At 74.5% G+C, this 25,852-nt stretch carries 25 protein-coding genes; 20 read left to right on the top strand and 5 right to left on the bottom strand.

All coding sequences use genetic code 11. The annotated features are described in order from the left end of the window. From H596_RS0109645 to H596_RS0109565, 17 genes are all read left to right on the top strand, one after another. Nucleotides 1-738 (top strand): SDR family NAD(P)-dependent oxidoreductase, encoded by a 738-nt coding sequence (locus H596_RS0109645; protein ID WP_027284714.1) that lies wholly within the window; start codon nt 1-3, stop codon nt 736-738. A gap of 11 nt (nt 739-749) precedes the next feature. Next, a complete protein-coding gene (locus H596_RS0109640) occupies nt 750-1,955 on the top strand; it encodes an acyl-CoA dehydrogenase family protein (RefSeq protein ID WP_027284713.1) in 1,206 nt (401 codons plus the stop codon). Further along, entirely contained in the window at nt 1,948-2,952 is a 1,005-nt protein-coding gene (locus H596_RS0109635) for a phosphotransferase family protein (RefSeq protein ID WP_027284712.1), read from the top strand. The genes H596_RS0109640 and H596_RS0109635 overlap by 8 nt, the downstream gene beginning before the upstream one ends. Next, nucleotides 2,945-3,286, top strand: a complete 342-nt coding sequence (locus H596_RS0109630) for a DUF6285 domain-containing protein (RefSeq protein WP_027284711.1) — start codon at nt 2,945-2,947, stop codon at nt 3,284-3,286. The genes H596_RS0109635 and H596_RS0109630 overlap by 8 nt, the downstream gene beginning before the upstream one ends. Beyond that, a complete protein-coding gene (locus H596_RS0109625; RefSeq protein ID WP_027284710.1) occupies nt 3,283-5,598 on the top strand; it encodes a cache domain-containing protein in 2,316 nt (771 codons plus the stop codon). Before H596_RS0109630 ends, H596_RS0109625 begins: the two co-directional genes overlap by 4 nt. Further along, complete coding sequence (locus H596_RS20945; RefSeq protein WP_051212729.1) at nt 5,598-6,371, top strand: ABC transporter permease; 774 nt, start codon at nt 5,598-5,600, stop codon at nt 6,369-6,371. The genes H596_RS0109625 and H596_RS20945 overlap by 1 nt, the downstream gene beginning before the upstream one ends. Then, nucleotides 6,368-7,054, top strand: a complete 687-nt coding sequence (locus H596_RS20940) for an ATP-binding cassette domain-containing protein (RefSeq protein WP_051212727.1) — start codon at nt 6,368-6,370, stop codon at nt 7,052-7,054. Before H596_RS20945 ends, H596_RS20940 begins: the two co-directional genes overlap by 4 nt. After that, nucleotides 7,051-8,052, top strand: coding sequence for an MlaD family protein (locus H596_RS0109610; protein WP_027284709.1), 1,002 nt, complete (start codon nt 7,051-7,053; stop codon nt 8,050-8,052). The genes H596_RS20940 and H596_RS0109610 overlap by 4 nt, the downstream gene beginning before the upstream one ends. Further along, entirely contained in the window at nt 8,049-8,915 is an 867-nt protein-coding gene (locus tag H596_RS0109605) for a hypothetical protein (protein WP_027284708.1), read from the top strand. Before H596_RS0109610 ends, H596_RS0109605 begins: the two co-directional genes overlap by 4 nt. Nucleotides 8,916-9,147: 232 nt before the next feature. After that, nucleotides 9,148-10,275 (top strand): CaiB/BaiF CoA transferase family protein, encoded by a 1,128-nt coding sequence (locus tag H596_RS0109600; RefSeq protein ID WP_037300776.1) that lies wholly within the window; start codon nt 9,148-9,150, stop codon nt 10,273-10,275. 28 nt (nt 10,276-10,303) lie between these two features. Then, nucleotides 10,304-11,470: an acyl-CoA dehydrogenase family protein gene (locus H596_RS0109595; protein ID WP_051212725.1), complete on the top strand. Its 1,167-nt coding sequence runs from the start codon at nt 10,304-10,306 to the stop codon at nt 11,468-11,470. Nucleotides 11,471-11,494: 24 nt separating this feature from the next. Then, nucleotides 11,495-12,451: a Bug family tripartite tricarboxylate transporter substrate binding protein gene (locus H596_RS0109590; RefSeq protein WP_037300774.1), complete on the top strand. Its 957-nt coding sequence runs from the start codon at nt 11,495-11,497 to the stop codon at nt 12,449-12,451. Then, nucleotides 12,451-13,335, top strand: coding sequence for an SDR family oxidoreductase (locus H596_RS0109585; protein ID WP_027284704.1), 885 nt, complete (start codon nt 12,451-12,453; stop codon nt 13,333-13,335). Before H596_RS0109590 ends, H596_RS0109585 begins: the two co-directional genes overlap by 1 nt. Nucleotides 13,336-13,389: 54 nt before the next feature. Continuing rightward, the gene (locus tag H596_RS0109580; protein ID WP_027284703.1) at nt 13,390-14,142 is read left to right on the top strand and encodes an ABC transporter substrate-binding protein; all 753 of its coding nucleotides are present in this window, start codon (nt 13,390-13,392) and stop codon (nt 14,140-14,142) included. Continuing rightward, the gene (locus H596_RS0109575; RefSeq protein ID WP_027284702.1) at nt 14,139-14,798 is read left to right on the top strand and encodes an amino acid ABC transporter permease; all 660 of its coding nucleotides are present in this window, start codon (nt 14,139-14,141) and stop codon (nt 14,796-14,798) included. The genes H596_RS0109580 and H596_RS0109575 overlap by 4 nt, the downstream gene beginning before the upstream one ends. Continuing rightward, nucleotides 14,795-15,529, top strand: a complete 735-nt coding sequence (locus tag H596_RS0109570; protein WP_027284701.1) for an amino acid ABC transporter ATP-binding protein — start codon at nt 14,795-14,797, stop codon at nt 15,527-15,529. The genes H596_RS0109575 and H596_RS0109570 overlap by 4 nt, the downstream gene beginning before the upstream one ends. Nucleotides 15,530-15,533: 4 nt before the next feature. Continuing rightward, on the top strand, nt 15,534-16,805 hold the full coding sequence (locus tag H596_RS0109565; RefSeq protein WP_027284700.1) for an NAD(P)/FAD-dependent oxidoreductase: 1,272 nt from the start codon (nt 15,534-15,536) through the stop codon (nt 16,803-16,805). On the opposite strand, the gene H596_RS0109560 is transcribed toward H596_RS0109565, so the two are convergent. Next, nucleotides 16,800-18,314: an AMP-binding protein gene (locus tag H596_RS0109560; RefSeq protein ID WP_027284699.1), complete on the bottom strand. Its 1,515-nt coding sequence runs from the start codon at nt 18,312-18,314 to the stop codon at nt 16,800-16,802. The genes H596_RS0109565 and H596_RS0109560 overlap by 6 nt on opposite strands. Nucleotides 18,315-18,419: 105 nt before the next feature. Here H596_RS0109560 and H596_RS0109555 point away from each other — a divergent pair, with 105 nt between their 5' ends. Both H596_RS0109555 and araD read left to right on the top strand, forming a co-directional pair. Continuing rightward, nucleotides 18,420-19,178, top strand: coding sequence for an SDR family NAD(P)-dependent oxidoreductase (locus tag H596_RS0109555; RefSeq protein ID WP_027284698.1), 759 nt, complete (start codon nt 18,420-18,422; stop codon nt 19,176-19,178). 1 nt (nt 19,179) lies between these two features. Then, nucleotides 19,180-20,901 carry an L-arabinonate dehydratase gene (araD, locus tag H596_RS0109550; protein WP_027284697.1) on the top strand — a complete coding sequence of 574 codons (1,722 nt, stop codon included), beginning with the start codon at nt 19,180-19,182 and terminating at the stop codon, nt 20,899-20,901. Here the strand turns inward: araD and H596_RS20935 are convergent. Genes H596_RS20935 through H596_RS23800 form a run of 3 tightly spaced genes read right to left on the bottom strand, consistent with a single transcriptional unit; the run spans nt 20,878 to nt 24,389 of the window. Beyond that, nucleotides 20,878-21,585 (bottom strand): TIGR04282 family arsenosugar biosynthesis glycosyltransferase, encoded by a 708-nt coding sequence (locus H596_RS20935; RefSeq protein WP_051212723.1) that lies wholly within the window; start codon nt 21,583-21,585, stop codon nt 20,878-20,880. The two genes, araD and H596_RS20935, sit on opposite strands and share 24 nt — an antisense overlap. 11 nt (nt 21,586-21,596) lie before the next feature. Next, the gene (locus H596_RS23805; RefSeq protein ID WP_027284696.1) at nt 21,597-22,751 is read right to left on the bottom strand and encodes a fused response regulator/phosphatase; all 1,155 of its coding nucleotides are present in this window, start codon (nt 22,749-22,751) and stop codon (nt 21,597-21,599) included. 3 nt (nt 22,752-22,754) lie between these two features. After that, nucleotides 22,755-24,389, bottom strand: coding sequence for a methyl-accepting chemotaxis protein (locus H596_RS23800; RefSeq protein ID WP_027284695.1), 1,635 nt, complete (start codon nt 24,387-24,389; stop codon nt 22,755-22,757). A 60-nt stretch (nt 24,390-24,449) separates the two neighbouring features. Between H596_RS23800 and H596_RS0109530 the strand changes: the two genes are divergently transcribed. Further along, entirely contained in the window at nt 24,450-25,205 is a 756-nt protein-coding gene (locus tag H596_RS0109530) for an aspartate/glutamate racemase family protein (protein ID WP_027284694.1), read from the top strand. Here H596_RS0109530 and H596_RS0109525 read toward each other — a convergent pair. Beyond that, complete coding sequence (locus tag H596_RS0109525; RefSeq protein WP_027284693.1) at nt 25,174-25,839, bottom strand: CBS domain-containing protein; 666 nt, start codon at nt 25,837-25,839, stop codon at nt 25,174-25,176. The two genes, H596_RS0109530 and H596_RS0109525, sit on opposite strands and share 32 nt — an antisense overlap. Nucleotides 25,840-25,852: the final 13 nt, after the last annotated feature.

The raw sequence follows: 25,852 nt of genomic DNA, 5'->3' as shown, positions 1-25,852 counted from the left end.
ATGTTCTCGCTCGAGGGCCGGCGGGCCCTGGTCACCGGCGCTTCGGGGCTGCTCGGCGCGCGCTTCGCGCGGGTGCTGCACGGGGCCGGGGCGGAGGTGGTGCTGGCCGCCCGGCGCACCCAGGCCTGCGCGGCGCTGGCGGAGGAACTCGGCGCGCGCGCCATGGCCGTGGCGCTGGACGTGGCCTCGCCCGCCTCCGTCGCGGCCGCCCTCGACGCCGCGGGTCCGCTCGACATCCTGGTGAACAACGCCGGCATCGCCGCCACCCGCCCCTTCCTGGAGCACCGGCTGGAGGAATGGGACGCGGTGATGGGCGTGAACCTGCGCGGCGCCTTCCTGGTGGCGCAGCAGGCCGCGCGGCGCATGGTCGAGGCCGGGCGCGGGGGCAGCATCATCCATGTCGCCTCCATCCTGGGCGAGCGTGTGATCCCGGGCGTCGCCTCCTACACCGCGGCCAAGGCCGGGCTTCTGCACCTGACGCGGCAGATGGCCGTGGAGCTGGCGCGGCATCGCATCCGCGTGAACGCGCTGGCGCCGGGCTATGTCGCCTCCGAGCTGAACCGGGATTTCTTCGCCTCCGAACCGGGGCAGGCGATGATCCGGCGCATCCCCTTCCGCCGCCTCGGCCAGCCCGACGACCTCGACGGGCCGCTTCTGCTGCTCGCCTCCGATGCGGGGCGCTACATGACAGGCAGCGTGCTGACCGTGGATGGCGGGCACTCCGTCGCGCCGCTCTGAAGGAAACGACCATGGACTTCACCCTCGATGCGAAGAGCGAAGCGAAGCGCCGGGCGATCCGCGCCTTCGTGCAGGAGCGGCTGATCCCGCTGGAGGCCGATCCGGCGAGCTACGACGCGCACGAGAACATCGCCCCCGCCCTGCTGGCCACGCTCCGCGCCGAGGCGAAGGCCCAGGGGCTGTGGTGCCTGCAGATGCCCGAGGCGCTGGGCGGCCAGGGCCTGCCCTTCACCGGCATGGCCGCCTGCTACGAGGAGATGAACCGCTCCATCTTCGGCCCCGTCGTCTTCAACTCCGCCGCCCCCGACGACGGCAACATGATGCTGCTGAACAAGGTGGGCACCGAGGCGCAGAAGCAGTGGTGGCTGATGCCCGTGCTGCGCGGCGAGGTGCAGTCCGCCTTCGCCATGACGGAGCCCGACGGCGCGGGCAGCGACCCTTCCATGACCAGGACGCGCGCCGAGCGCGTCGGCAACGACCGCTGGCGCATCACCGGCCGCAAATGGTTCATCACCGGCGCGGGAAAGGCGAAGCGCTTCATCGTCATGGCGCGCACCTCGGACGATCCGCGCCGCGGCCTCAGCGCCTTCCTCTTCCGCGCGGAGGATCCGGGCTGGCGCATCCTCCGCCGCATCCCGATCATGGGGCCGGAGGAGCATGGCGGGCATTGCGAGCTGGAGTTCGACGGGCTCGAGGTGCCCGACGAGAACCTGCTGATGGGGGTGGGCGACGGGCTGAAGGTCACGCAGATCCGCCTCGGCCCCGCGCGCCTCACCCACTGCATGCGCTGGGGCGGCCTCGGGCGCCGCGCGCTCGAGATCGCCATGGCGCGCATCGAGGAGCGCCACGCCTTCGGCCAGAAGCTCGCCGAGAAGGAAAGCGTGCAGATGATGGTCGGCGAGGCCGCCATGCAGCTCGACATCGGCCGGCTGCTGACCATGCGCGCGGCCTGGAAGCTCGACCAGGGCGATTTCGCGCGCAAGGAGATCAGCATGGCGAAGATCGTCGTGGCCGATGCGCTGCATCGCGCGGCCGACACGGCCATCCAGCTCCTCGGCGCGAAGGGCTACTCGAAGGACACGATCGTGGAGTGGATCTACCGCTACGCCCGCCAGGCGCGGCTGGTGGACGGCGCCTCCGAGGTCCACCGCATGGTGATCGCGAACTTCCTGCGCCGCGAGGGCGGCGACTTCTTCGGCTGGGGCGCGCATGGATGAGGCGCGGCGCGCGGCCCTCGAGGCCTGGCTGAGCGGGGCGGCGGGCGCGCCCGTCCGCATCGGCGCGGCCGGGCTGCTCTCGGGCGGGGCGATCCAGCAGAACTGGGCGCTTTCCGTCATGCGCGGCGGCGCGGCGGAGGAATGGGTGCTGCGCACCGACAACCCGGCCACGCTCGCGGTCTCGCTGCCCCGCATGGCGGAGTTCGCGCTGCTGCGCGCCGCCCGCGCCGCCGGGGTGACGGTGCCCGAGCCGCTCTTCGCCTGCGCCGATCCGGGGGTGATCGGCGCGCCCTTCTTCGTGATGCGCCGGGTGGGCGGCATGGCCACCGCCTTCCGCCTGGCCCGCGCCGCCGCCGCGAAGGGCGGGGATGCGGGGCTGGTGCGCGCGATGGGAGAGGCGCTGGCGCGCATCCACCACATCCGCCCGCCGCGCGAGGATCTCTCTTTCCTCGGCCCCCCGCCCGCCGATTCGGGGCGGGCCTTCCTGGCGGCCATGCGCGCGCGGCTCGATGCCGCGGGCACGCCCAGGCCGGTGCTCGAATGGGGTCTTTCCGCCCTCGAACGGCATCTTCCGTCCCCGCTGCCGCCCGTGCTGTGCCACAATGACTACCGCACAGGGAACCTGATGGTGGAGGAGGGCAGGCTGACCGCCGTGCTGGATTGGGAGTTCGCCGGCTGGGGCGACCCGCACGCCGATCTCGGCTGGTTCTGCGCCCCCTGCTGGCGTTTCGGCAACCGCGCGCTGGAGGCGGGCGGGCTGGGCCCGCGCGAGGCCTTCCTCGCGGGCTATGCCGAGGCGGCCGGGGCGCCGCCCGACCCCGCCCGCCTGCCCTTCTGGGAGCTTGCGGCGAGCATCCGCTGGGCGGTGATCGCGGCCGACCAGGGCGGGCGCCACCTCTCGGGCGTGGAGCGCAGCCTCGAACTCGCGCTCACCGCGCACATCGTGCCGGAGCTCGAGCTCGACATCCTCCGCCAGGCGGAGGCGCTCGATGCTTGAGCGCCCCGACGCGGCGGATCTGATCGCCACGGCCCGGCAATCGCTGCTCGAGAAGCTGCTGCCCGCCCTGCCGCCCGAACTGCACTACGAGGCGCGGATGGCGGCCAATGCGCTGGCCATCGCCGGGCGGGCGCTGGCGGCGGAGACGGCCCCGCTGGCCGCCCGGCTCGCCGCCTTCCTGCCCGGCGAGGAGGCGCCGCTCGCCGCCCTCGCCCGGCGCATCCGCGCGGGCGAATTCGCCCCCGGCACGCCCCGCCACGCCGAGGCGCGCGCGCTGCTGGAGGAGATGGCCCGCGCGCGCTGCGCGGTCAGCGCGCCCAAGGCGCTCGGATGAGCGGGACGGCGGCGGCGGAGGGCGAGGGCCGGCGGCGGCGGCTCGCGCGCATCCTCTTCCCGCTGGCCGCCGTCGCGGTGATCCTGGGGGCGCTGGTCGCCATCGCGCTCTACAGCTACACGGCCAACCGCCGCGGCGCGCTGGCGCTGACGGAGGAGATGCTGCACAGCCTGGAGCTGCGCGTGGCGCAGGAGGTGCAGTTCTTCCTCGGCACCGCCGAGCGCAGCCTGCGCCTCGCGCGCGACTTCTTCGTCACCCCCGGCGACGAGAGCGGCAGCCGCGAGGCGCTGGAGCGCTTCGGCCGGCAGGTGCTGCGCCAGCTTCCGCACATCGCGCTGTTCATGGCGGCCGACCTGCGCGGCAACTACATGGCGGTGCGCCGGGCCGAGGCGGAGGGCGCCTCCACCCTGCTCATCCGCAACGAGCCGGGGCCGCGGCGACTGCTGCGCATCTTCTACGACGCCGAAGGCCGCGAGGCGGGCCGGCGCGAGGAGGAGGAGACCGGCTTCGACCCGCGCAGCCGCCCCTGGTTCCGCGCCGCGCTGGACGATCCGGACGAGGCCTGGACGGACATCTACGTCTTCTTCACCGACCGCGTGCCGGGCATCACCGTCGCCGCCGCCGTGCGCCGCGACGCGCAGGGCGAGGTGGCGGGGGTGCTCGCGCTCGACATCTCGCTCGACGCGCTCTCCGCCTTCCTGGACGGCATCGTCGTGGGCCGGCGCGGCCGCGTGGTGGTGGTGGACGGGGCGGGGCGCGTCATCGCCCACCCCGACCTCGGGCTGATCCTGCGCGAGACGCCCGAGGGCCCCGTGCCGCGCCGGCTGGACGAGCTCGGCGACCCCGTGCTGGCCCGCGCCTACGACGTGATCCGCCTCGAGGGCGATGTGCGCCGCACGGAGATCGTGGAGGGCGAGCGGCAGGTGATCCTCGCCACCACGCTGCGCCATTCGGCCGCCGATTCCTGGCGCGTCGTGATCGCCGTGCCGGAGGAGGACTTCACCGGCTTCGTCGCGCTCAACAACCGCCGCGTGCTGCTGATGTCCCTCGGCGTGGTGGCCCTGGCGCTCGGGCTTGCGCTGCTGCTGGTGCGCCAGGGGCTGCGGGCGGACCGCGCGGCGCAGCGGCTGCTCGAGGAGCGCGCCTCCATCGCCGCGCAATCCGCCGCCTTCGGCGAGCTGGCGGGCTCCACCGCCCTGTTCGACCCCGAGGCCGAGCTGCCGCCCGAGCTCACCGAGCGGCTCTGCGCCGTGGCGCGCGCCGCGCGGGCCTGTCTGTGGCGGCTCAGCCCCGACGGGCGTGCGCTCGTGCTCGAGGACGGCTTCGAGGCCGAGCGCCAGGGCCACACCCGCGAGGCGATGCTGCTGCGCGAGGAGATGCCCGCCCTCTTCGCCCGGCTCGCGACGGGCGAGCCCATCCTCGCCGCCGACGCCGCGAAGGACCGCGCGACGGCCGAGCTGCACCGCATCTGGCTCGCCCCGCTCGGCAGCACCGCGCTCATCGCCGCGCCCATCCGGCACGGGGCGCGGGTGCTGGGCGTGGCCTGGGTGGAGGATGCGGGCGCGAAGCCCGGCGAGGTGCTGGGCTTCCTGCAGCCCGTCGCGCAGCTTCTCGCGGTGCGGCTGGCCGGCGGGGCCCGGCGCCTGGCCGAGCGCGCCGCGGCGGTGAAGGAGGCGGAGGCCGAGGCCGCCCCCGCCGCCGCCCCCGCGCAGCTCGCCGACAGCGCGCTGCGCGACGCGCTGCCGGCCGATGTCGCGGCCGATGTCTATCCCCAGGTGGCGGTGATGGTGCTGCGCTTCACCGACCCGCTGGCGCTGGCCGGCCGGCGCGCCGCTTCGCTGCAGGGCGCGCTCGTCGAGCATCTCGCGCGGGAGCTGGAGGCGGCGGGCCAGGCGGCGGGCGTGCCCTATCTCAAGCTGCTGGGCGACGAGGTGGTGGCCGCCGCGGGGCTGACGGCCGAGGAGGCGGGCCCGCCCGCCATCCGCCGCATGGCCGCCTTCGCGCTGGCGGCGCGGCGCTGCTGCCTCGCCCTGTTCGAGGAGGCGGAGGCCGAACCCGCCTTCCGCATCGGCCTCGACCTCGGGGTGGCCATCGGCAGCCGCGTCGGGCCGGGCAGCGGCTTCCTCAACCTCTGGGGCGATGCGGTGCGCCTCGCGGGGCAGATGGCCGCGAGCGCCCCCGAGGGCGGCATCCAGGCCAGCGAGGCGGTCTATGCCGCGCTGGCCGGGCAGTACCTGTTCCGCCCGCGCGGCCGCTTCCACATGCCCCGGCGCGGCGCGATGAGCAGCTACATCCTGGCGGCGGAGCTGTGATGCTGGCGGCGATCGGGCGTCCCTTCCGGACGGGCTTCCTCACCCTGCTGCAGAATCTCGCCCTCTCGGCGCGGGTGCTCGTCCTCTCCCTCGCGCCCGCGACCTGGCGGGCGCCGGCGCGGCGGCAGATGTTCCGCCTGCTGCGGCAATCCCTGCTGGGCGGCCTCGGGGCCACGCTCTTCCTCGGCATGCTGATCGGCGCGGGGCTGGTGTTCCAGGGCATCGCGCTGGCCGGCGCGGCGGATCAGCGCGATCTGCTCGCCTCGGTGCTGGTGCGGGTGCTGGTGCGCGAACTCGCGCCCGTGCTGGTGGGCTTCGTGATCCTCGGCCGTTCGGGACTCGTCGCGCTCGCCGAGCTGAACGCGCTGCGGCGCAGCGGCGCGGCGCGGCTGCTCGCGCTGCAGGGGGTGGACATCTTCGCCCTCTACGCGCTGCCCGCCGCGGCGGCCTTCGCCCTCGCCTGCCTCACCCTCGGCATCCTGTTCGTGGCGGTGGCGCTGGTCAGCGGCGGAACCCTCGCCTTCCTGCTGAGCAGCACGGAGGTGGCGCTGCTCGATTCGCTGCGCGAGGTGCTGCGCGCCATGCGGCCGGCCGACACGCTGCTCTTCCCGCTCAAGCTGCTGCTCATCGGCGGGCTGGTGGGCGTGACGGCGGCCCACACCGCGCTCGGCGCGGCGGCGGAGCGCAGCACCGCCCAGCTTCTTCCCACGGGCTTCGTGCGCGGCGCGCTCGCCGTGCTGCTCGCCTCCGCCCTGCTGAGCCTCGCCGGATGAGCCGCGCGGCGGAGCCCGTTCTGGAGCTGGCAGGCGCGCGCGCCCCGGGCGAGGCCGCCGCCTTCGACCTCGCCCTCCTCCCCGGCGAGCTGCTGCTGGTGCAGGCCCATGACCCCGCGCTGATCCGCGGCTTCACCGATCTCTGCTGCGGGCTGATTCCCGCCGCCGAGGGGGTGGTGCGGGTGCTGGGGCGGGATCTCGCGACGCTCTCGCCCGAGGAGGCGCGCGCGCTGCGCGCGCGCATCGGCGTGGTGCCGCTGGAGGGCGGCTGGGCGCCGCATGTCAGCGTGGCGGAGAGCATCCTCCTGCCCGCCCTCGCCCATCGCCTCGCGCCCGAGGCCGAGCTGCGCGAGCGCGCGGCGGAGCTGTGCCGGCGCTTCGGCCTGCCCGGCCTGCCGCTCGACCCGCCCGAGGCGCTGGGCGCGGCCGAGCTCGCGCGCGCCGCCTGCGCGCGCGCCTTCCTCGGCCGGCCGCGGCTGCTGCTGCTCGAAAGCCCGCTGCGCGGCGATGCGGTGCCCGATCTGCGCCAGCCGCTGCTGGAGGCGATCGCCGCGGCGCGCGAGGCGGGCTGCCTCTGGCTCACCACCAGCCTCTCCGTCTGGTCCGACCGCGCGATCCCGGCCCACCGCCGCTACCGGCTCGGCGCGGCGGGGCTGCGGCGCGTGCAGCGCCTCGCGGCATGAGCGGGCTGCGCGCCAGGCTGCGCCGCCTCTTCAGCGGCGACGAGTGGATCGGGCTTCTGGTGCTGCTCGCGCTCGGGCTCTTCCTCGGCGCGGTGCTCCAGGCGGGGGTGCTGCGCGAATGGGTGGCGCCCAGCGCGCGGCTGCGCGTGCTGCTGCCCGACGAGGGGGTGAGCGGCCTCGCCGCCGGGGCGGATCTCGAGGTGCTGGGCACCCGCGCGGGCACGGTGCGGCGCGTGGTGATCAGCCAGGGCCAGCGCCTCTACGCCGATGTGCAGCTCGACCGGCAGGCGATGGACTTCATCCGCCGCGATTCGGTGGCCACCATCCGCCGGCGCTTCGGCGTGGCGGGGGCGGCCTATCTCGACGTCTCGCGCGGGTCGGGCGCGCCGCTCGACTGGAACTTCGCCGTGATCGAGGCCGTCTCCGAACGCGCCCCCACGGAGACGGTCGGCGCGCTGATCGACGAGGCGCGCGACCGCATCCTGCCCATCATCGAGGATGCGGGCCGTATCGTCGGCGCCTTCGCGCGCATGGCCGAGCGCATGGAGCGCGGCGAGGGCATGGTGGGCCGGCTGCTTTCGGACCAGGAGATGTCCGACCAGGTGGCCGCGGTGATGCGCGAGCTGCGCGGCGCGCTCGACGCCGTGAGCGGCATCCTCGCCACCGTGGACCGCATGGCGGAGGATGGGGCGCGCCTCGCCGGGAGCCTGGCCGGGCCGCAGGGCGTGCCCGCGCTGCTGCGCCGCAGCGAGCAGGCCATGGCGGATCTCCAGCGCGTGACGCGCGAACTCGCCCGCGCCGCGCCGCGCGCCCCGGCCATCGCGCGCGGCGCCGAGGAGAGCGTGGCCAACCTGCCCGCGCTGCTGCTCCAGGCGCAGTCCACGGCGCGGGAGCTGGAGGCGCTGACGGCGCAGCTCCGCACCCTCTGGCTGCTGGGCGGCGCCGGCGGCGCGCCCCCCGCGCGCGAGCGGCTGCCGGCGGAGCGCATCCGGCCATGAGGCGCGCGCCCGCCTTCCTGCTGCTGCTGCTCGCCGCCTGCGGCGGCGCGCGGCCCGAGCCGCCGCCGGTGGACCAGACGCTGCGCAACCACCTCGCCGCCGGCCGCCTTGCCCTCGAGGCCGCGCGGCACGAGGAGGCGGCGCGGCAATACGGCCTCGCGCTCGAGCGCGCGCGCGCGCGCGACAGCGCCGAGGACATCGCCGAGGCCGCGACGGGCCGCGCGGCTGCGCTGCTCGCGCAGGGCGCGGCGCGCACGGCGCTGGAGGAGGCGGAGGCCGCCCGCCGCGCGCTGGAACGCCGCGCCGCGCCCGTGCCCGCCACGCTGCGCCTCGCCGAAGCCACGGCGCGCTACCGGGCGGGCGACGCGCCCGGCGCGCGGGCCCTGCTCGAGCCCTGGCCCGAGGGCGGCGAGGCCGAGGCCGCGCAGCGCGCCGCCTTTCTGCTCGGCCTCATTGCCGCCGAGGCGGGCGATGCCGAGGCGCTCTCGCGCGCCCGCGCCCGCCTGGGCGCGCCCGCCGCGCGCGGGCTGCGCGCCGATGCGGAGGAGCTTGCGGCGCGCGCCGCGCTGCTGGCCGAGGATGGCGCGGGCGCGGAGGCCGCCGCGCTGCGCGCGCTGGAGGACCGGCGCGCCGCCCTCGACGATCGGGGCGTGACGCGCGCCCTCGCCCTCGCCGCCGATGCCGCCGCCCGCCAGGGCGCGCGCGAGAGGGAGGCCGACTATGCGCTGCGCGCCGGCCAGGCTGCGGCGGCGCGCGGCGAGCTGCGCGAGGCGCGCGCGCTGCTGGAGCGCGCGCGGCGCATCGGCGGAGATGCGGCCTTCATGCGCGCCGTGCAGGCCGCGCACGCCGCGCCCCCGCGCTGATCGGGCGGCTTCCGCCCGCTGCCGATCGCCCCTAGCCTCGCCCCCCGGAGAATGATACGGGCGGCATGACATGCCGACCGTATCGCGCGCAGGGTTGGCGGGCACCCATCGAAGCTTTGCTTCGATGGGACCCGGTGTGGCGGCTGCGCGCCAAAACAAGGGTATACCAGCGGCCGCACCGCCTCTTCAAAAGTCGAAATCAGCGGCCGCTGGTATGAGGGGGAGGAAGCGCATGGGGCCGCTCGCGGGCATCACCGTGCTGGAAATGGCGGGCATCGGCCCGGGGCCCTTCTGCGCCATGCTGCTCGGCGATCTCGGCGCGCGGGTGATCCGCATCGAGCGCCCCGACGGGCCGCCCGGCGCGCGCGAGGATGTGGCGGCGCGCAACCGCCGCTCGCTCGCCCTCGACCTCAAGCGGCCCGAGGCCGTGGCCGCCGTGCTGCGCATGGCGGAAGCCGCGGATGCGCTGATCGAGGGGTTCCGCCCCGGCGTGATGGAGCGGCTCGGCCTCGGGCCCGAGGCGCTGCGCGCGCGCAACCCCCGCCTCGTCTATGGCCGGATGACGGGCTGGGGCCAGGAGGGGCCGCTCGCGCCGCGCGCGGGGCACGACATCACCTACATCGCGCTGACCGGCGCGCTGCACGCCATGGGCCGGGCCGGAGAGCCGCCCGCCCCGCCGCTGAACCTGGTCGGCGACTATGGCGGCGGGGGCCTGCTGCTGGCCTTCGGCATCCTCGCCGCGCTGGTCGAGCGCGGAACGAGCGGCCGCGGCCAGGTGGTGGATGCGGCGATGGTGGACGGCGCGGCGCTGCTCATGGCGCCGCTCTACGGCATGCTGGCGCGCGGCCGCTGGCGGGCGGAGCGCGCGGCGAACCTGCTGGACGGCGCGGCGCCCTTCTACGACTGCTACGCCTGCGCCTGCGGCGGCTTCGTCGCGGTGGGCCCCATCGAGCCCGCCTTCTGGGCCGAGTTCCTGGCGATCCTCGGCCTCGACCCCGCGCTCTTCGCGGGGCGGGAGGACCGGGCGAACTGGCCGCGCCACAAGGCGCTGCTCGCCGAGGCCTTCCGCGCCCGCCCGCGCGACGACTGGGCCGCGCTCTTCGAGGGCGGCGACGCCTGCGTGGCCCCCGTGCTCTCCATGGCCGAGGCGCCGCGGCATCCGCACAACGCCGCGCGTGGCGCCTTCGTCAGCGTCGCGGGCGCGGTGCAGCCCGCCCCCGCGCCGCGCTTCTCGCGCACGCCGGGGGGCATCGCCGCGCCGCCGCCGCTGCGCGGCGAGCACGGGGCCGAAATCCTGGCGGAGTTCGGCTTCAGCGCGGAGGAGATCGCCGCCCTCGCCCCAGGGCGGGGCAGCGGCTAGGCTCGGCGCCAGAGCAGGAGGACACGCCATGGACAGCACCGCCGGCGCCGCGCGCCCGTTCCGCGAGCGCAGCGTCTTCTCGGCCGAGCACGAGATGTTCCGCGCGCAGGTGCGCCGCTTCGTCGAGCGCGAGATCGCCCCCTTCCACCGCGACTGGGAGCGCGCGGGCATCGTCCCGCGCGAGCTGTGGCGCAAGGCGGGCGCGCAGGGGCTGCTGTGCACCATGCTGCCGCCCGAATACGGCGGCGCGGGCGGGGATTTCGGCCATGCCGCCATCGTGATCGAGGAGCTCGCGCGCGTGAACGCGACCGGCGTGGCCTTCCAGCTCCACTCCGACATCGTCGCACCCTACATCGCCGCCTATGCCCGGCCCGAGAAGAAGGCCGAATGGCTGCCCAGGATGGCGGCGGGCGAGACGATCGGCGCCATCGCCATGACCGAGCCCGGCATGGGCAGCGACCTCAAGGCGGTGCGCACCACGGCCCGGCGCGAGGGCGAGGAGTGGGTGATCAACGGCGCCAAGACCTTCATCTCGAACGGGCAGAACGCGGGCCTCGTCATCGTCGTCTGCAAGACCGACCCCGAGGCCGGGCGGCGCGGCATCTCGCTGATCTGCGTCGAGGAGGGCACGCCCGGCTTCGCGCGCGGCCGCAAGCTCGAGAAGATCGGCCTGCACGCGCAGGACACGAGCGAGCTCTTCTTCGACGAATGCCGCGTGCCGGCGGCCAACCTGCTGGGCGAGGAGAACGCCGGCTTCCGCCAGCTCATGCACCAGTTGCCGCAGGAGCGGCTGATCATCGCCATCCGCTGCGGCGTCAGCATGGAGACGATGCTCGAGAAGACCATCGCCTACACCAAGCAGCGGCAGATCTTCGGCCAGAGCGTGTTCGACTTCCAGGTGCACCGCTTCAAGCTCGCCCAGGCCAAGGCCGAGATCGCGATGTTCCGCGTCTATCTCGACGACTGCATCGCCCGCCACATGCAGGGCGCGCTCTCGGCCGAGGAGGCGGCGGCGGTGAAGCTGCTCGGCACCGAGATGCAGAACCGCCTGCTCGACGACTTCCTGCAGATGCATGGCGGCTACGGCTACATGGCCGAATACGAGATCGGCCGCGCCTGGGCCGATGCGCGGGTGGGCCGCATCTATGGCGGCTCCTCGGAAGTGATGCGCGAGATCATCGCGCGCACCCTCTGAACCACGACGAACCGGGAGGTTTCCATGACCGTCTCTCGCCGCATCCTGCTCGGCGGCGCCCTCGCCGCCCCCGCGCTGTCGGCCCAGGCCCAGGCCTTTCCGAGCCGGCCCATCACCATCCAGATCTCCTTCCCGCCCGGGGGGGCGACGGATGTGCAGATGCGCGCCTTGGCCGAGGCCGCCACGCGCGCCTTCGGCCAGCAGGTGATCATCGAAAACCGCCCGGGCGGAGGCGGCACGCTGCCCGCGCTGAACGTGCGCGGCGCCCGGCCGGACGGCTACACCCTCGCGCAGTTCCCGCTCCCCGCCATGCGCCTGCCCTTCATGCAGCGCATGGCCTTCAACCCGCGCACGGATTTCACGCCGATCATCCACCTCACCGGCTACCTGTTCATGGTCTGCGTGCGCGCCGAGAGCCCCTACCGGAGCTGGGCCGATCTCGTGGCCGATGCGCGCGCCCGGCCGGGCCGCGTGCGGCTGGGCAACACCGGCGCGAACGGCACGCCGCACCTGACGCTCATCGATCTCGCGGAGCGCGAGCGGCTGGACGTGGAGCACATCCCCTTCCGCGGCGAGGCCGACGCGGTGCCCGCCATGCTGGGCGGGCACATCGAGGCCTCGGCCACCGGCTCGGGCGTGCTGCCGCTGGTGCTGGAGGGGCGGCTGCGCGCGCTGAACGTCTGGTCGCGCGAACGCTCGCGCAAGCTGCCCGAGGTGCCCACCCTGGTCGAGCTCGGCTACCGCGACATGGTGGTGACCTCGCCCTATGGGCTCGTCGGGCCGCAGGGGATGGACCCCGCCGTCGTGCGCGCGCTGCACGACGGCTTCCGCACCGCGCTGCACGACCCGCAGCACCTCGCCGCGCTCGACCGCCTCGACATGCCGCTCGAATACCTCAACACCGAGGACTACGCGGCCTTCATGCAGCGCACCATCAACGAGGAGGAGGCGCGCGTGAACCGCCTCGGCCTGCGCGGCTGATGTTCGCGCCCGATCTCCTCGCCGGCGCGCGCGTGCTCGTCACCGGCGGGGGCTCCGGCCTCGGCCGGATGATGGCGGAGTTCCTGCTGGCGCACGGCGCGGCGGTGGAGCTCTGGGGCCGGCGCGCGCCGGTGCTGGAGGAGGCCGCCGCGGCGCTGGGCGCCGCCCATCCGGGGCGGCTGCGCTGGCAGGCGGTGGACATCAAGGACCCCGACGCGGTGGAGGCGGCCGTGGCGGCGAGCTTCGCCGCCGGCCATGGCCCGACGCACCTGATCAACAACGCCGCGGGCAATTTCCTCTCCCGCACCGAGGATCTCTCGCCGCGCGGCTTCCGCGCCATCAGCGACATCGTGCTGCACGGCACCTTCCAGGTGACGCAGAGCCTGGGCAAGCGCTGGATCGCCGCCGGAACGGGCGGCAGCGTCGTCTCCATCCTCGTCACCTGGATCTGGACGGGCGCGCCCTTCGTCGTGCCCTCGGCCATGAGCAAGGCGGGGGTGGAGGCGATGACGAAATCCCTCGCCGTCGAGTGGGGGCGCTACGGCATCCGGCTCAACGGCATCGCGCCCGGGCTGATCCCGACGGAGGGGATGCTCGCGCGCATCCGCCCCGGCGAGGCCGACCCAGCGGGCAAGTGGAACGCGCGCAACCCGCTGGGCCGCACCGGCCGGCCCGAGGACATCGGACGCCTCGCCGCCTTCCTGCTCTCCGACGCCGCGGGCTGGATCACGGGCCAGACCATCGCCCTCGACGGCGGCCACTGGCTCGCCAACGGCGCGGGCAGCTACACGGAATACCTCGCCTGGGGCGATGCGGAATGGGAGGCGGCGCGGGAGCGGATCAAGGCCGCCAACGCGGCGGACAAGGCGCGCCGGGGCGCTTGATCGCGCCCGCGCCGCGTGCCCTGATGCGGGGGCAAGACGCAGGAGGGCACAAGAATGATCGGCCGTCGTTCCATCCTCGGCGCGGGCGCCGCGCTCGCCGCCGCCCCCGCCATGGCCCAGGGCCAGACGCTGCGCGTCGGCTCCACCCCCACGGGGATTCCCTTCACCTTCCTCGACACGCGCACCAACACCATCACCGGCTTCATGGTGGACCTGATCACCGAGATCGGCCGCCGCCAGGGCTTCGCGGTGGAAATCCAGGCGACGCCCTTCGCCGCGCTCATCGCCTCGCTCACCTCCAACCGCATCGACATCATCTCGGCCGCCATGCTCGCGACCCCCGCCCGGCGCGAGCAGATCGACTTCTCCGACCCCGTCTATGCCTATGGCGAGGGCGTGGCGGTGCGCGAGGGCGAGACGCGGCCCTGGCGCAGCCTCGCCGACATGCGCGGCGTGAGCGCGGGGGCGCAGATCGGCACCGTCTACATCGAGCCGCTGCGCGCGGCGGGCCTCGATGTCCGCACCTATGACAGCGTGGCCGACATCATGCGCGACGTCTCGCTCGGCCGCATCCAGGCGGGCTTCGGCGATGCGCCCATCGTCTCCTACCAGATCGCGCAGGGCACCTTCCGCGGCGTGCGGCTGCTGCCGGACTACCGGCCGAGCGTCGTGGGCGCCATCGGCATCGGCACGCGCAAGGGCGATCCGGTGATGGCGCGGATCAATGCCGGGCTCGCCGCCGTGAAGCGCGAGAGCGTCTTCGCGCAGCTTCTGGCGAAGTGGAACCTGCCGCCCTCCGTCGAATGAGTCTCGACGATTTCCTGAAGGCGGCGCGCGAGTTCCTGCCCATCCTCCTGCAGGGGATGGGCATGACGGTGCTCGTCACGCTCTGCGCGCTGGTGCTGGCCACGCTGCTCGGCGTCGTCTGGGCGCTGATGCGCACCTCGGGCGTGCGCTGGCTGGTCTGGCCGGCCATGGCCTTCACCAACACCATCCGCGGCATCCCGATCCTCGTGCAGCTCTTCTACATCTACTTCGTGCTGCCCGAGCTGGGCCTCGACCTCACCGCCTTCCAGGCGGGCGTGATCGGCCTCGGCATCGCCTACTCGGCCTATATGGGCGAGGTGTTCCGCTCCGGCATCCTCGCGGTGGATCCGGGCACCATCGAGGCGGCGGAATCGCTCGGCATGACGCGCGCGCGGGTGCTGAGCCGCGTGGTGCTGCCCCAGGCCGTGCGCATCGTGCTGCCGCCCTATGGCAACAACCTCATCATGCTGCTGAAGGACAGTTCCCAGGCGAGCGTGATCACGGTGGCGGAGATGTCCACCCAGGCGCGGCTCATCGCCGCCTCCACCTTCAAGAACCAGGAGGTGTGGACGCTGGTGGCGCTGCTCTACCTCTGCCTCTCCATCCCGCTCATCTTCCTGGTCTCCCGGCTCGAGAAGCGGTTCGGGCGGCGATGATCGAGGTCGAGAATCTCGTGAAATCCTTCGGCGCGCACCGCGTCCTGGACGGCATTTCGCTCACGGTGCGGCAGGGCCAGGTGGTCTGCGTCATCGGCCCCTCGGGCTCGGGCAAATCCACCCTGCTGCGCTGCGTGAACGGGCTGGAGGGCTATGAGGGCGGCGAGGTGCGCGTGGACGGGCTGCGCGTGGACCGCACCCGGCCCGAGATCCGCGCCGTGCGCCGCCGCGTCTCGATGGTGTTCCAGCGCTTCAACCTCTTTCCGCACCGCACGGCGCTGGAGAACGTGACGGAGGGCCCCATCTTCGCCGCGGGCGAAGCCCGCGAGGAGGCGGAGGCGCACGCCCGCGCGCTGCTCGCGCGCGTCGGGCTCGCGGGGCGCGAGGGCGCCTATCCCTCGCAGCTCTCGGGCGGGCAGCAGCAGCGCGTGGCCATCGCGCGCGCTCTCGCCATGCGGCCCAGGGCCGTGCTTTTCGACGAGCCGACCAGCGCGCTCGACCCCGAGCTCGTCGGCGAGGTGCTGAGCGTGATGCGCGACCTGGCGCGCGAGGGCATGACCATGGCGGTGGTCACGCACGAGATGGGCTTCGCGCGCGAAGTGGCCGATCACGTCGTGTTCATGGACAAGGGCCGCGTGGTCGAGGAAGGCCCTCCGGCCGAGCTCCTCACCGCCCCGCGCGAGCCGCGCACGCAGGATTTCCTGCGCCGCGTGCTGCGCCCGCTGGACTGACGCCATGCTGCCGCCGAGCCTCTACGCCGAGACCGCCCCCCCTGCCCCGCCCACGCCGCCGCTCGAGGGCGAGGCGCGCGCGGATGTCTGCGTCATCGGCGGCGGCTTCACCGGGCTCTCGGCCGCGCTGCATCTGGCCGAGGCCGGCGTGGACGTGCTGCTGCTCGAGGCGGAGGAGCCGGGCTGGGGCGCCTCGGGCCGCAATGGCGGGCAGGTGAACCCGGGCCTGAAGCCCGACCCCGACGAGGTGGAGCGCGACTGGGGCCCCGACCTCGGCGCGCGCATGCTCGCGCTCAGCTATGGCGCGCCGGATGCGGTGTTCGCGCTGATCCGCCGGCACCAGATCGCCTGCGAGGCGCGGCAGGAGGGCACGATCCGCGCCGCCATCGGCCCCGCCAACGCCGAGGCCGTGCGCCGCACCGCCGAGCAATGCGCGCGCCGCGGCGGCCCCGTGCGCTTCCTCGACGCCGCCGAGACGGCGGCGATGACCGGCACGGAGCGCTACGCGGGCGCGATGTTCGACGCCCGTGGCGGCGACCTCCATCCGCTGGCCTATGCGCGGGGCCTTGCGCGCGCAGCCATCGCCCAGGGCGCGCGTCTGCATGGCGGCACGCGCGCCCTCTCCCTCGCGCGCGAGGGCGCGGGCTGGCGCGTCACGACGCCCAGGGGCAGCGTGCGCGCGGACAGCCTCGTGCTCGCCACCAATGGCTATACCGATGCGCTCTGGCCCTCGCTGCGCGAGAGCGTGGTGCCTGTCTTCAGCTCCATCGCCGCCTCCGCGCCCATCGCCGAGGAGGTGGCGCGGCGCATCATGCCGCGCCGCGCCTCGCTCTACGAGGCAGGGCGCATCACCGTCTATTACCGCATGGACCGCGCGAACCGGCTGCTGATGGGCGGGCGCGGCCCGCAATCGCCCATCCGCGACACCGCGCCCATCGGCTACCTCCTCCGCTATGCCGAGCGCCTGTGGCCCGAGCTGCGCGGGCTCTCCTGGACGCATCGCTGGAACGGCCAGCTCGCCATGACGAAGGACCACTACCCGCACCTGCACGAGCCCGCACCCGGCGTGATCGCGGCGCTGGGCTACAACGGGCGCGGCGTGGCGATGGCGACCGTCATGGGCCGCGAGATCGCGCGCCGCCTGACGGGCACGCCGGCCGAGCAACTCGACATGCCCGTCACCTCCATCGCGCCCATCCCCTTCCACAGGTTCTGGAAGCTCGGCGTGCTCGCCAAGCTCTGGGAGGGGCGGATCCGCGATCGCCTCGGGCTATAGGTAGCGCTCCTTCAGCACGCGGCGCAGCAGCTTGCCGGCCTCGCTGCGCGGCAGCTCCTCCAGGAACTCCACGGCGCGCGGCACCTTGGGCCCGGCGAGATTCGCGCGGCAGAGCGCGATCAGCTCCTCCGCCAGCGCCGCATCCCCCGCGCCGCCACGCGGCACGATGAGGGCGCGCGGACGCTCGCCGAACTCCGGATCGGGCACGCCGATCACCGCCGCTTCCGAAACGCGCGGATGCTGCGCGAGCACCGCCTCGATCTCGGCCGGATAGATGTTCACGCCGCCGGAGAGGATGAGGTCGGCGCGCCGGTCGGAGAGGTAGAGGAAACCCTCCTCGTCCAGCCAGCCGAGGTCGTGCAGCGTAGCCCAGCCCTTGTCGTTGTAGGCGGCGGCGGTCTTCTCGGGGTCGTTGTGGTAGGCGAAGCGCGCGCCGCCCTCGAACCAGATGCGCCCCGTCTCGCCGGGCGGCAGTTCGCGGCCCTCCTCGTCGCAGATGTGCACGCGCCCATAGGCGGGGCGGCCCACGCTGCCGGGTTTGCGCAGCCAGGTCTCGCTGTCGATGAAGGTGGTGCCGATGCCCTCGCTGCCCGCGTAGTACTCGCGCAGGATCGGCCCCCACCAGGCGATCATCGCGCGCTTGACCGGGATCGGGCAGGGTGCGGCGGCGTGGATGGCGCAGCGGTGGCTGGAGAGGTCGCGCCGCCGCCGCACCTCCTCGGGCAGGGCGAGCAGGCGCACGAACATGGTCGGAACCCATTGGCTGTGCGTGACGCGATGCGCCTCGATGAGCGCGAGCGCGCGCGCCGCGTCGAACTTGCGCATGATCACCGCCGTGCCGCCATGGTCGATGGTCCGCTGCACGTAGCGGTTGGGCGCCGCGTGGTAGAGGGGCGCGGGCGAGAGATAGACGGTGTTCTCGTCGAAGCCGTAGAAGGGCTTCCAGCTCATGTCGAACTCGGGCTTGAGGCGGTCCGCGAAGGGGATGAGCGGGCGGCGGATGCCCTTGGGCAGACCGGTGGTGCCGGAGGAGTAGAGGAACTCGCGCCCGATGGGCCGCTCGCCCTCGGGCCATTGCGTGGGCTGGCCCTCCAGAAGCGCCGCGAGCGGCCGGTAGCCGGGGATCGCGCCGCCCGCGCTGAAGCGGTGCGGCACCCCCTCGAGATCGAGGGCCGCGGCGAGCGCGCCGAGCGAGGCCCCCGCCACCAGCAGCCGCGCGCCGGAATCGCGCAGCACATGCGCGACCTCGGGCGGGCGCAGATGGATGGAGAGCGGCGTCACCATCAGCCCCGCCCGCTTCGCGCCATAGCTCAGGATCAGGAACTCGGGCGTGTTCTCGAGCAGCAGCGCGATGCCCTCGCCGGGCACGAGGCCGAGCGCGATGAGGCCATGCGCCGCCTGGTTCGCGCGCGCGTCGAGCTCCGCGAAGCGCAGCACCTCGCCCGTGTCGGGGAAGATGGCCGCGGGCTTGCCGGGTGTCGCGCGTGCGCGTTCGGCCAGCAGCGGCATGGGCGTCTCCTCTCCTTCCCCTTTGCGCGATGGTTCCGCCCCGCCCGTCTTGCGTCAAGCAAGCCCGCGTGGTGCGCTCTGCGCGAGACGGCAAGGAGGGAGCGCATGGACGTGAAGGGTGCGGCGGCGATCGTGACGGGCGGGGCCTCGGGGCTCGGCCTCGCCTCGGCGAAGCGGCTGGCGGCGGCGGGGGCGAAGGTGCTGATCGCCGATCTCCCGGCATCGAACGGAGAGGCGGTGGCGAAGGAGCTGGGCGGCCGCTTCTGCCCGGCGGATGTGACGGAGGAGGCGAGCATGCAGGCCGCCGTCGCGGCGGCCGAGGCCATGGGCCCCGTGCGCGTGCTGGTGCATTGCGCGGGCCGCGGCGGCGCGCTGCGCATCCTCGACAAGGACGGCGCCCCCGGCGCGCTCGCGCATTTCGAGGCCATCATCAAGGTGAACCTCACCGGCACCTTCAACGCCGTGCGCCTCGCCGCCGCCGCCATGGCGAGGACGGAACCGGTGGAGGGCGAGCGCGGCGTGTGCATCCTCACCGCGTCGGTGGCCGGCTATGAGGGGCAGATCGGGCAGATCCCCTACGCCTCCTCCAAGGCGGGCGTGATCGGATTCACCCTCTGCGCGGCGCGCGACCTCGCGAGCCGCCTGATCCGCGTCTGCACCATCGCGCCGGGCATCTTCGACACGCCGATGCTCCAGCGCCTCGCCGATCCCATCAAGCAGTCGCTGGCGCAGAGCGTGCCCAACCCGCATCGCCTCGGCAACCCGGACGAATACGCGAAGCTCGCCATGCACATCGTGGAGAACGGCTACCTCAACGGCGAGACGATCCGCCTCGACGGCGCGATCCGCATGGCCCCGCGCTGAGATGCCGAAGCGCCCGGAGGAGCTCCGCAGCCACCGCTGGTTCGGCGCGGAGGGCATGCGCGCGGCGAACCACCGCTCGCGCATGCTGCAGCTCGGCCTCGGCCATGAGGAGTTCCAGGGACGGCCGGTGATCGGGATCGTCAACACCTGGTCCGACCTGATGCACTGCCACGCGCATTTCCGCGAACGCGCGCAGGACGTGAAGCGCGGCGTCTGGGCGGCGGGCGGCGTTCCGGTGGAAATCCCGGCCATGGCGCTGCGCGAGGTGTTCCAGAAACCCTCCACCATGCTCTACCGCAACTTCCTCGCGATGGAGACGGAGGAGATCGCGCGCAGCCTGCCGCTCGACGGGCTGGTGCTGATGGGCGGCTGCGACAAGACGGGCCCCGCGCTCATCATGGGCGCGATCAGCATGGGGCTGCCCGCCATCTATGTGCCCGCGGGGCCGATGCTGAGCGGGCATTGGCGCGGGCGCAAGCTCGGCTCGGGCAGCGATGTGTGGAAGTATCACGCGGAGCTGCGCGCAGGCACCATCACGCAGCAGGCGTGGAAGGAGATGGAATCCGGCCTCTCCCGCTCGGCCGGCACCTGCATGACGGCGGGCACGGCGAGCACCATGGCGCTGGCCGCCGAGGCGATGGGGCTGACGCTGCCCGGCGCCGCCTCCATCCCGGCGGTGGATTCCGCGCATCCGCGCATGGCGGCCGCCGCGGGGCGGCGCATCGTGGCCATGGTGTGGGAGGATCTCACTCTCGCCCGGCTGCTCGACCAGCGCAGCCTCGACAACGCGGTGGCCGCGACCATGGCCTTCGGCGGCTCCACCAACGCCATCCCGCACCTCATCGCCATCGCGCGGCGTGCGGGAATCGCGATGGACCTCGACCGCTTCGACGCCATCAGCCGGCGCGTGCCGCTGATCGCCAATCTGCGGCCGAACGGCAGCACGCATCTGATGGAGGATTTCTTCTACGCGGGCGGCAGCCGGGGCTTCCTCGCCACGCTCGCGCCGCATCTCGCCCTCGATGCGCGCACGGTGAACGGCACGCTGGGCGCGCAGCTCGAAGGGGCGGAGGTGTTCGACCGCGACGTGATCCGCCCGCTCGACAACCCGATCTTCCCCGAGGGCGGCGTGGCGGTGCTGCGCGGCAGCCTCGCGCCCGATGGCGCGGTGATCAAGCACAGCGCCGCGAGCCCCGGGCTGCTGGTCCACACCGGCCCCGCCCTCGTATTCGAGGACTACAACGACCTCGACGCGCGGCTCGACGATCCCGCCCTGCCGGTGACGCCCGAGACCGTGCTGGTGTTGCGCGAGGCCGGGCCGGTGGGCGGGCCGGGCTTCCCGGAATGGGGCATGCTGCCGCTGCCGAAGAAGATCCTGGCGCTCGGCGTGCGCGACATGGTGCGCGTGTCGGACGCGCGGATGTCCGGCACGAGCTACGGCACCTGCGTGCTGCATGTCGCGCCGGAGGCGGCGCTGGGCGGCCCCCTCGCGCTGGTGCGGGATGGCGACATGATCGCGCTCGACGTGCCGAAGCGGCGGCTCGACCTGCTGGTGGACGAGGCGGTGCTCGCCGCCCGCCGCGCCGCCTGGGCCCCGCGCAAGGCGGTGCAGCAGCGCGGCTGGACGGGGCTCTACCAGCGCCATGTCCGCCAGGCGGATGCGGGCTGCGATCTCGACTTTCTCGAGCGCGGCGCGCCCTCACCCGAGCCGGAGATCCACTGACGCGCCGAGCGCGATGCGCGTGGCGTGCGCGGGCCAGGGCGGCAGGGGCGAAAGCCCGGCCGGCGCCAGCCCGCGCAGCGTCAGGCGCAGCAGATCGAGATCCTCCGCCGCATCCACGTCATGCCAGGGCGCGAGCACGGCGAGGCGCAGCCCCGCGGCCTCGGCCGCCTGGCGGGTGGCCTCCATAAGCCCGGGTGTGCTCCAGGGCATGCCGGCCAGGACGGCGGGGACGGGGCGCGCGGCCCCCAGCGCGCAATAGCCGCCGTCGTAGGCGGGGATCAGCGCGGCGTCGGCCCCGCGCGCCAGCGCGCTGCACAGCAGTTCGAGCAGCGCGCGCGGCAGGGTGGGCGCATCGGCGCCGATCAGCACCGCGCCCTGCGCACCCCGCGCGAAGAGATGGTCCAGGGCCGCGCCCATCCGCGCGCCCAGATCGCCCCAGGGCTGCGCCCGCATCTCCCAGCCGGGCAGCAGCGCCGCCATCTCCCCGGCCGCATCGGCGGGGGCGTGGAAGGCGATGCAGGGCGCATGCGCCGCATCGGCCAGCGTGCGCAGCAGCGCCGCGCTGTCCAGGAGCAGGGCGCGCGCGAGCCCCACCGCCGCCTCCGCGCCCAGCGAGGCGGCGAGGCGCGTCTTGCTGAGGCCGGGCCGCGGGGCCTTGCACATCAGCCCGAAGCCGAGGCGCATGGCCGGCCCGCTCAGCCCGCGCCGGCGCGGGTGAGCGCCAGCACCGTCACGTCATCGGCCGGCGGCGCGCCGCGCGCGAAGCCCTGCACGGCGGCGAGCAGCGCGGCGATGGCCTCGGCCGGCCCGGTCAAGGCGCCGAGCGCGCCCATCATGCGCTCCTTGCCGAACAGCGCGCCCTCGGGATCATGCGCCTCGGTCACGCCGTCGCTGATCAGCAGCAGCCCTTCGCCGGGCGCCAGGGCGAAGGGCGCGGAGGCATAGGCGAAGCCCTCCAGCACGCCCAGCGCGGGCTGCACGCGGTAACCCTCCAGCGTCCGCGCCCCCGAGGCGGCGAGAAGCAGCGGCGCCTCATGCCCCGCGACGCAGATGCGCCCCTCGCCGCTCTGCGCGTCCACCACGCCCAGGGCGGCGGTGATGAAGGTCATCTCCGGGTTCTCGGCGGCGAGATCCTCGTTGGCGATGCCGAGCAGCTCCGCCGGGTCGGGCAGGCGGCCCGCGGCGTCCGCGAGCCGCGCGGCGGCGCGGATCAGACCGAAGGCGCGCGCCATGGTCAGCCCCGCCGAGGCGCCCTTCCCCGCCACATCCGCCACCGCGAACATCAGATGGCGCGCGCCGAGGGGCAGGATGTCGTAGAGATCCCCGCCCACCTCGCGCGCCGGCTCCATGTGCGCCGCCACGGTGAGCGCCGCGCGCGAGAGGCGCGCGAAATCCCGCGGCACGAGGGAGAGCTGCGCGCGCCGCGCCGATTCCAGCTCCGCCTCCAGCGCCGCCAGCCGCTCGGCCGCGAGGTCGCGCAGCCGCTTCTTCTCCAGCACGGCCTGCAGCCGCGCCTTGAGCAGCGGCGGGTCGAAGGATTTGGGCAGGTAGTCCTCGGCGCCGAGCTCGATGCAGCGGATCACGCCCGACATCTCGGTCTGCGCGGAGATCACGATCACCGGCGGCGCATCGGCCATCCCATGCAGCCGCTCCAGCACCCCGATGCCGTCGAGCTCGGGCATCTCGAGATCGAGCAGCATCACGTCGAAGCGGCGCGCGGCGAGGGCCGCGAGCGCCTCCAGCCCGTTCGTCGCCATCTCCGGCTCGCCGTAGCCGAGCTCGGCGAGGCGGCGCTTCAGCAGCAGCCGGTTGAAGCCGCTGTCGTCCACGACGAGGATCGCGGCGCTCACCCCTCACCCTCCATGGGGCCGCGCCGCCATGCTCTCCACCGCCTCGCGCGCCTCGGCGGCGAGGCGGGAGAGGTCGATCATGGTCACGGTGATCTCCTCCGCGGCGGTGGCGTTGGACTGGCCGATGCGCGTGAGCGTGGCCACCCGCTCGTCGAGCGAGGCGATGGTGGTCTGCTGCTCCTCCATCGCCACCGCGATGGCCGCGGCGAGCCGCGCGCTCTCGCCCGTCAGCCGCTCCAGCCCGTCCATGGATTCGCCCACGGCGGCCGCGGTGCCCGCGCCCTCGCGCGTGCGGCGGCCGGCGAGCAGCACCACATCCGCGATCTCCTGCGCCAGCGCCTCGGTGTTGGCGGCGAGCGCGCGCACCTCCTCGGCCACCACCGCGAGGCCGCGTCCGTGCTCGCCCGCGCGCGCCGCCTCGATGGCGGCGTTGATGGCGAGGATGTTGGTCTGGGTGGCGATCTTCGCGATGGTGGCGGCGATGCGCGTCACGCGCTCCGTGTCCTCGCCCACCGCGTCCACCGTCTCGATCAGCGTGCGCACCCGGGCGAGGCTGTCGGCCAGCAGGGCGCGCGCCTCGGCCGCCGTGTCGCGCGCCTGCTGCGTGCTGCGGCCCACCTCCGCCACCGCCTCGGCGGTGTGGGAGAGCGCGTCCGAGACCTGGCGCAGCTCCGCAAGCTGGGTCATCGCGCCCTCGCTCACCTGGCCGATCGCCTGGCTCGCCTGGGTGGTGACGACGGCGGTGCGGCGCGCGCCCTCCAGCGCCTGGTCCATCAGGCGGCGCGTGTTGGCGAGGTTCTGCTTGAACACCTCCACCGCCTGCGCCATCTCGCCCACCTGGTCGGAGCGGCCAGCGCCTGGCACCGCCACCTCGGCGTCGCCGCGCGCCAGCCCCTGCATGGCCTTGGCGAGCCGTCCGAGCGGGCGCGCGGTGAGCTGCACCAGCACGAGCCAGACGAGGCCGAGCCCCACCACCCCCGCCACCGCGCCCAGGATGGCGGCGCGCCGGCCCTGCTCCTGCAGCCGGTGGGCGCGGGCGCGGCTCGCATCCGCATCGGCGCGGATCATGTCGCGCGCCTGGGCGGAGAGGCGGTTGAAGGCCACCACGATGTCGAGCCACTCCTCCTGCAGCGGCCCGTACTGGTCGCGCAGGCGGCGCTGGAAGGCCTCCCGCACGCGCTCGGCGAGGTCGGGCAGGCGGGCGGCCATGTCGCGCGAGCCGGTGGCGACGACGGGGTCGAGCCGGGCGCCCACCTTCTCCATCAGCAGGTTGAAGGACTCCATGATGCCCTCGGCGTTGCGCACCATGCGCGGGGCGGTGACGGCGGGCGGCAGCGCGCCCGCGAGCACGGCGGCGAAGGCCTGGGCGAAATCCGCCACGTCGTTGGAGAAATCGTCCACCGCCTCGATGGCCGCGCGGTCGCGCACGCCCATCTGCTCGATGATCTCGCCCTGGCGCTGGAGCTGCACGAGCGCGTTGCCCGCGAGGAAGGCGATGACGGCGAGCATGAGCGCCACGATCGCCGCCGCGCGCGTGCCGATGCGCCCGGCCCAGCGCAGCCGCCCGGGCGCCGCGGCGCGGGAGGCGCCGGCGCTGCGGGGGGCGGCCTCGGCGGGGGCCTGGGTGTCGGGTGCCATGGGCCGTAAGCTTAGCCCCAAGGGCCGCGGCGCGGCCACCGCCGCAGGAGGGCTTCGGGCATGGCGCGGATTCTCGTGGTCAACAGCAACACGACCGAGGGCGTGACGCGGCGAATCGCCGCCGTGGCCGCCGCGGCCGCGCCCGCCGGCACGCAGGTGGAGACGGTGACCGCCCCCTTCGGCCTGCCGCTCATCGTCAGCCGCGCCGACTGGCTGGTGGCCGGCCCCGCCACCCTGGCCGCGCTGCAGGCCGCGCGCGGGCGCTTCGACGCCGCGGTGGTCGCCTGCTTCGGCGACCCCGGGGTGGAGGCGGCCAAGGAGCTGTTCGAGGTTCCCGTCATCGGCATCAGCGAGGCCGCCTTCCACGCCGCTGCCCTGCTCGGCCGGCGCTTCGGCATCGTGAGCTTCACCGCCGCACTGCGCCCGATGTTCGAGGATTGCCTGGAGCGCAGCGGCCTCGCGTCGCGCTGCGCAGGCTTCCGCATGGGGCCCGCCTTCGCGGGCGATCCCTCGCGCGTGGCCGAGGAGCGGCGCGAACTGCTGCGCGAACTGGTGCGGCGCTCCGTCGAGGAGGATGGCGCGGAGTCCGTGATCCTCGCCGGCGGGCCGCTCGCGGGCGTGGCCGCCGCGCTTCAGCCGGAGAGCCCCGTGCCGCTGGTGGACGGCACGGTGGCCGGAGTGCGGCTCGCCGCCGCGCTGGCGGGCATGGCGCCGAGCCGCCGCACCCCCCGGCCGCGCGCGCTGACGGGCTATGCGCCGGGGCTTGAGGCGCTCTACGCCAGCCTCACTCCGTCCCCGGGAAATGCACGGCCTTGACGCCGGGCACCCCTTCGGCGAGCACGCGCAGCCCGCGCTGGATTTCGGTGGGCGAGGAGAAGCCGTAGAAGGTCACCTCGCCGTCGCGCACCGTGAAATGGATGGAGTAGGCGTGCGTCCAGGCCGCCTCGCGCAGAGCGGCCTGGATGGCGGCGCGCAGCGCGCGGTCATCGGCGCTGACGGGCCCCGGCGCCTCGGGCGCGAGCAGCGCGCGCAGCATGTCCGCCCGGCTGACCACGCCCACGAGCTTGCCGCCGCGCAGCACCGGCAGCCGGCGCACGCCCTTCTCCTCCAGCAGCCGCGCCGCCTCCTCGAGGCTCGCCTCCTCGCCGATGGTCACGGTGGCCGCCGTCATGATGTCGCGCGCCTTCCGGCCGCGGGACTTCGCGTAGTCCAGCGCCTCGGCCGGCGCCGCGGAGAAGAGCGCGCGCAGCCAGGAGCGCGGCGGGCTCACCTTCGCGGCGAGGCGGTGGGCCAGATCCGTCTCGGTGACGATGCCGAGCAGCGCGCCATCCGCATCCACCACCGGCGCGCCGGAGACATGGTGCTCGGAAAGCAGGCGCGCCACCTCATGCACGGGGGTGTCGGGCGAGACGGTGAGCACCTCCCGCGACATCACGTCCTGAACCTTCATGCGTCGTCCTTTC

The organism is Rubritepida flocculans DSM 14296 (assembly GCF_000425365.1).
Classification (GTDB): domain Bacteria; phylum Pseudomonadota; class Alphaproteobacteria; order Acetobacterales; family Acetobacteraceae; genus Roseococcus; species Roseococcus flocculans.
This window is presented reverse-complemented; position numbering and strand designations above follow the sequence as displayed.

Excerpts from the sequence above, each read along its gene's own strand:
- H596_RS0109645 (WP_027284714.1), top strand. The coding sequence starts at position 1 with ATGTTCTCGCTCGAGGGCCGGCGGGCCCTGGTCACCGGCGCTTCGGGG.
- H596_RS0109640 (WP_027284713.1), top strand. The coding sequence starts at position 750 with ATGGACTTCACCCTCGATGCGAAGAGCGAAGCGAAGCGCCGGGCGATC.
- H596_RS0109635 (WP_027284712.1), top strand. The coding sequence starts at position 1,948 with ATGGATGAGGCGCGGCGCGCGGCCCTCGAGGCCTGGCTGAGCGGGGCG.
- H596_RS0109630 (WP_027284711.1), top strand. The coding sequence starts at position 2,945 with ATGCTTGAGCGCCCCGACGCGGCGGATCTGATCGCCACGGCCCGGCAA.
- H596_RS0109625 (WP_027284710.1), top strand. The coding sequence starts at position 3,283 with ATGAGCGGGACGGCGGCGGCGGAGGGCGAGGGCCGGCGGCGGCGGCTC.
- H596_RS20945 (WP_051212729.1), top strand. The coding sequence starts at position 5,598 with ATGCTGGCGGCGATCGGGCGTCCCTTCCGGACGGGCTTCCTCACCCTG.
- H596_RS20940 (WP_051212727.1), top strand. The coding sequence starts at position 6,368 with ATGAGCCGCGCGGCGGAGCCCGTTCTGGAGCTGGCAGGCGCGCGCGCC.
- H596_RS0109610 (WP_027284709.1), top strand. The coding sequence starts at position 7,051 with ATGAGCGGGCTGCGCGCCAGGCTGCGCCGCCTCTTCAGCGGCGACGAG.
- H596_RS0109605 (WP_027284708.1), top strand. The coding sequence starts at position 8,049 with ATGAGGCGCGCGCCCGCCTTCCTGCTGCTGCTGCTCGCCGCCTGCGGC.
- H596_RS0109600 (WP_037300776.1), top strand. The coding sequence starts at position 9,148 with ATGGGGCCGCTCGCGGGCATCACCGTGCTGGAAATGGCGGGCATCGGC.
- H596_RS0109595 (WP_051212725.1), top strand. The coding sequence starts at position 10,304 with ATGGACAGCACCGCCGGCGCCGCGCGCCCGTTCCGCGAGCGCAGCGTC.
- H596_RS0109590 (WP_037300774.1), top strand. The coding sequence starts at position 11,495 with ATGACCGTCTCTCGCCGCATCCTGCTCGGCGGCGCCCTCGCCGCCCCC.
- H596_RS0109585 (WP_027284704.1), top strand. The coding sequence starts at position 12,451 with ATGTTCGCGCCCGATCTCCTCGCCGGCGCGCGCGTGCTCGTCACCGGC.
- H596_RS0109580 (WP_027284703.1), top strand. The coding sequence starts at position 13,390 with ATGATCGGCCGTCGTTCCATCCTCGGCGCGGGCGCCGCGCTCGCCGCC.
- H596_RS0109575 (WP_027284702.1), top strand. The coding sequence starts at position 14,139 with ATGAGTCTCGACGATTTCCTGAAGGCGGCGCGCGAGTTCCTGCCCATC.
- H596_RS0109570 (WP_027284701.1), top strand. The coding sequence starts at position 14,795 with ATGATCGAGGTCGAGAATCTCGTGAAATCCTTCGGCGCGCACCGCGTC.
- H596_RS0109565 (WP_027284700.1), top strand. The coding sequence starts at position 15,534 with ATGCTGCCGCCGAGCCTCTACGCCGAGACCGCCCCCCCTGCCCCGCCC.
- H596_RS0109560 (WP_027284699.1), bottom strand. The coding sequence starts at position 18,314 with ATGCCGCTGCTGGCCGAACGCGCACGCGCGACACCCGGCAAGCCCGCG.
- H596_RS0109555 (WP_027284698.1), top strand. The coding sequence starts at position 18,420 with ATGGACGTGAAGGGTGCGGCGGCGATCGTGACGGGCGGGGCCTCGGGG.
- araD (WP_027284697.1), top strand. The coding sequence starts at position 19,180 with ATGCCGAAGCGCCCGGAGGAGCTCCGCAGCCACCGCTGGTTCGGCGCG.
- H596_RS20935 (WP_051212723.1), bottom strand. The coding sequence starts at position 21,585 with ATGCGCCTCGGCTTCGGGCTGATGTGCAAGGCCCCGCGGCCCGGCCTC.
- H596_RS23800 (WP_027284695.1), bottom strand. The coding sequence starts at position 24,389 with ATGGCACCCGACACCCAGGCCCCCGCCGAGGCCGCCCCCCGCAGCGCC.
- H596_RS0109530 (WP_027284694.1), top strand. The coding sequence starts at position 24,450 with ATGGCGCGGATTCTCGTGGTCAACAGCAACACGACCGAGGGCGTGACG.
- H596_RS0109525 (WP_027284693.1), bottom strand. The coding sequence starts at position 25,839 with ATGAAGGTTCAGGACGTGATGTCGCGGGAGGTGCTCACCGTCTCGCCC.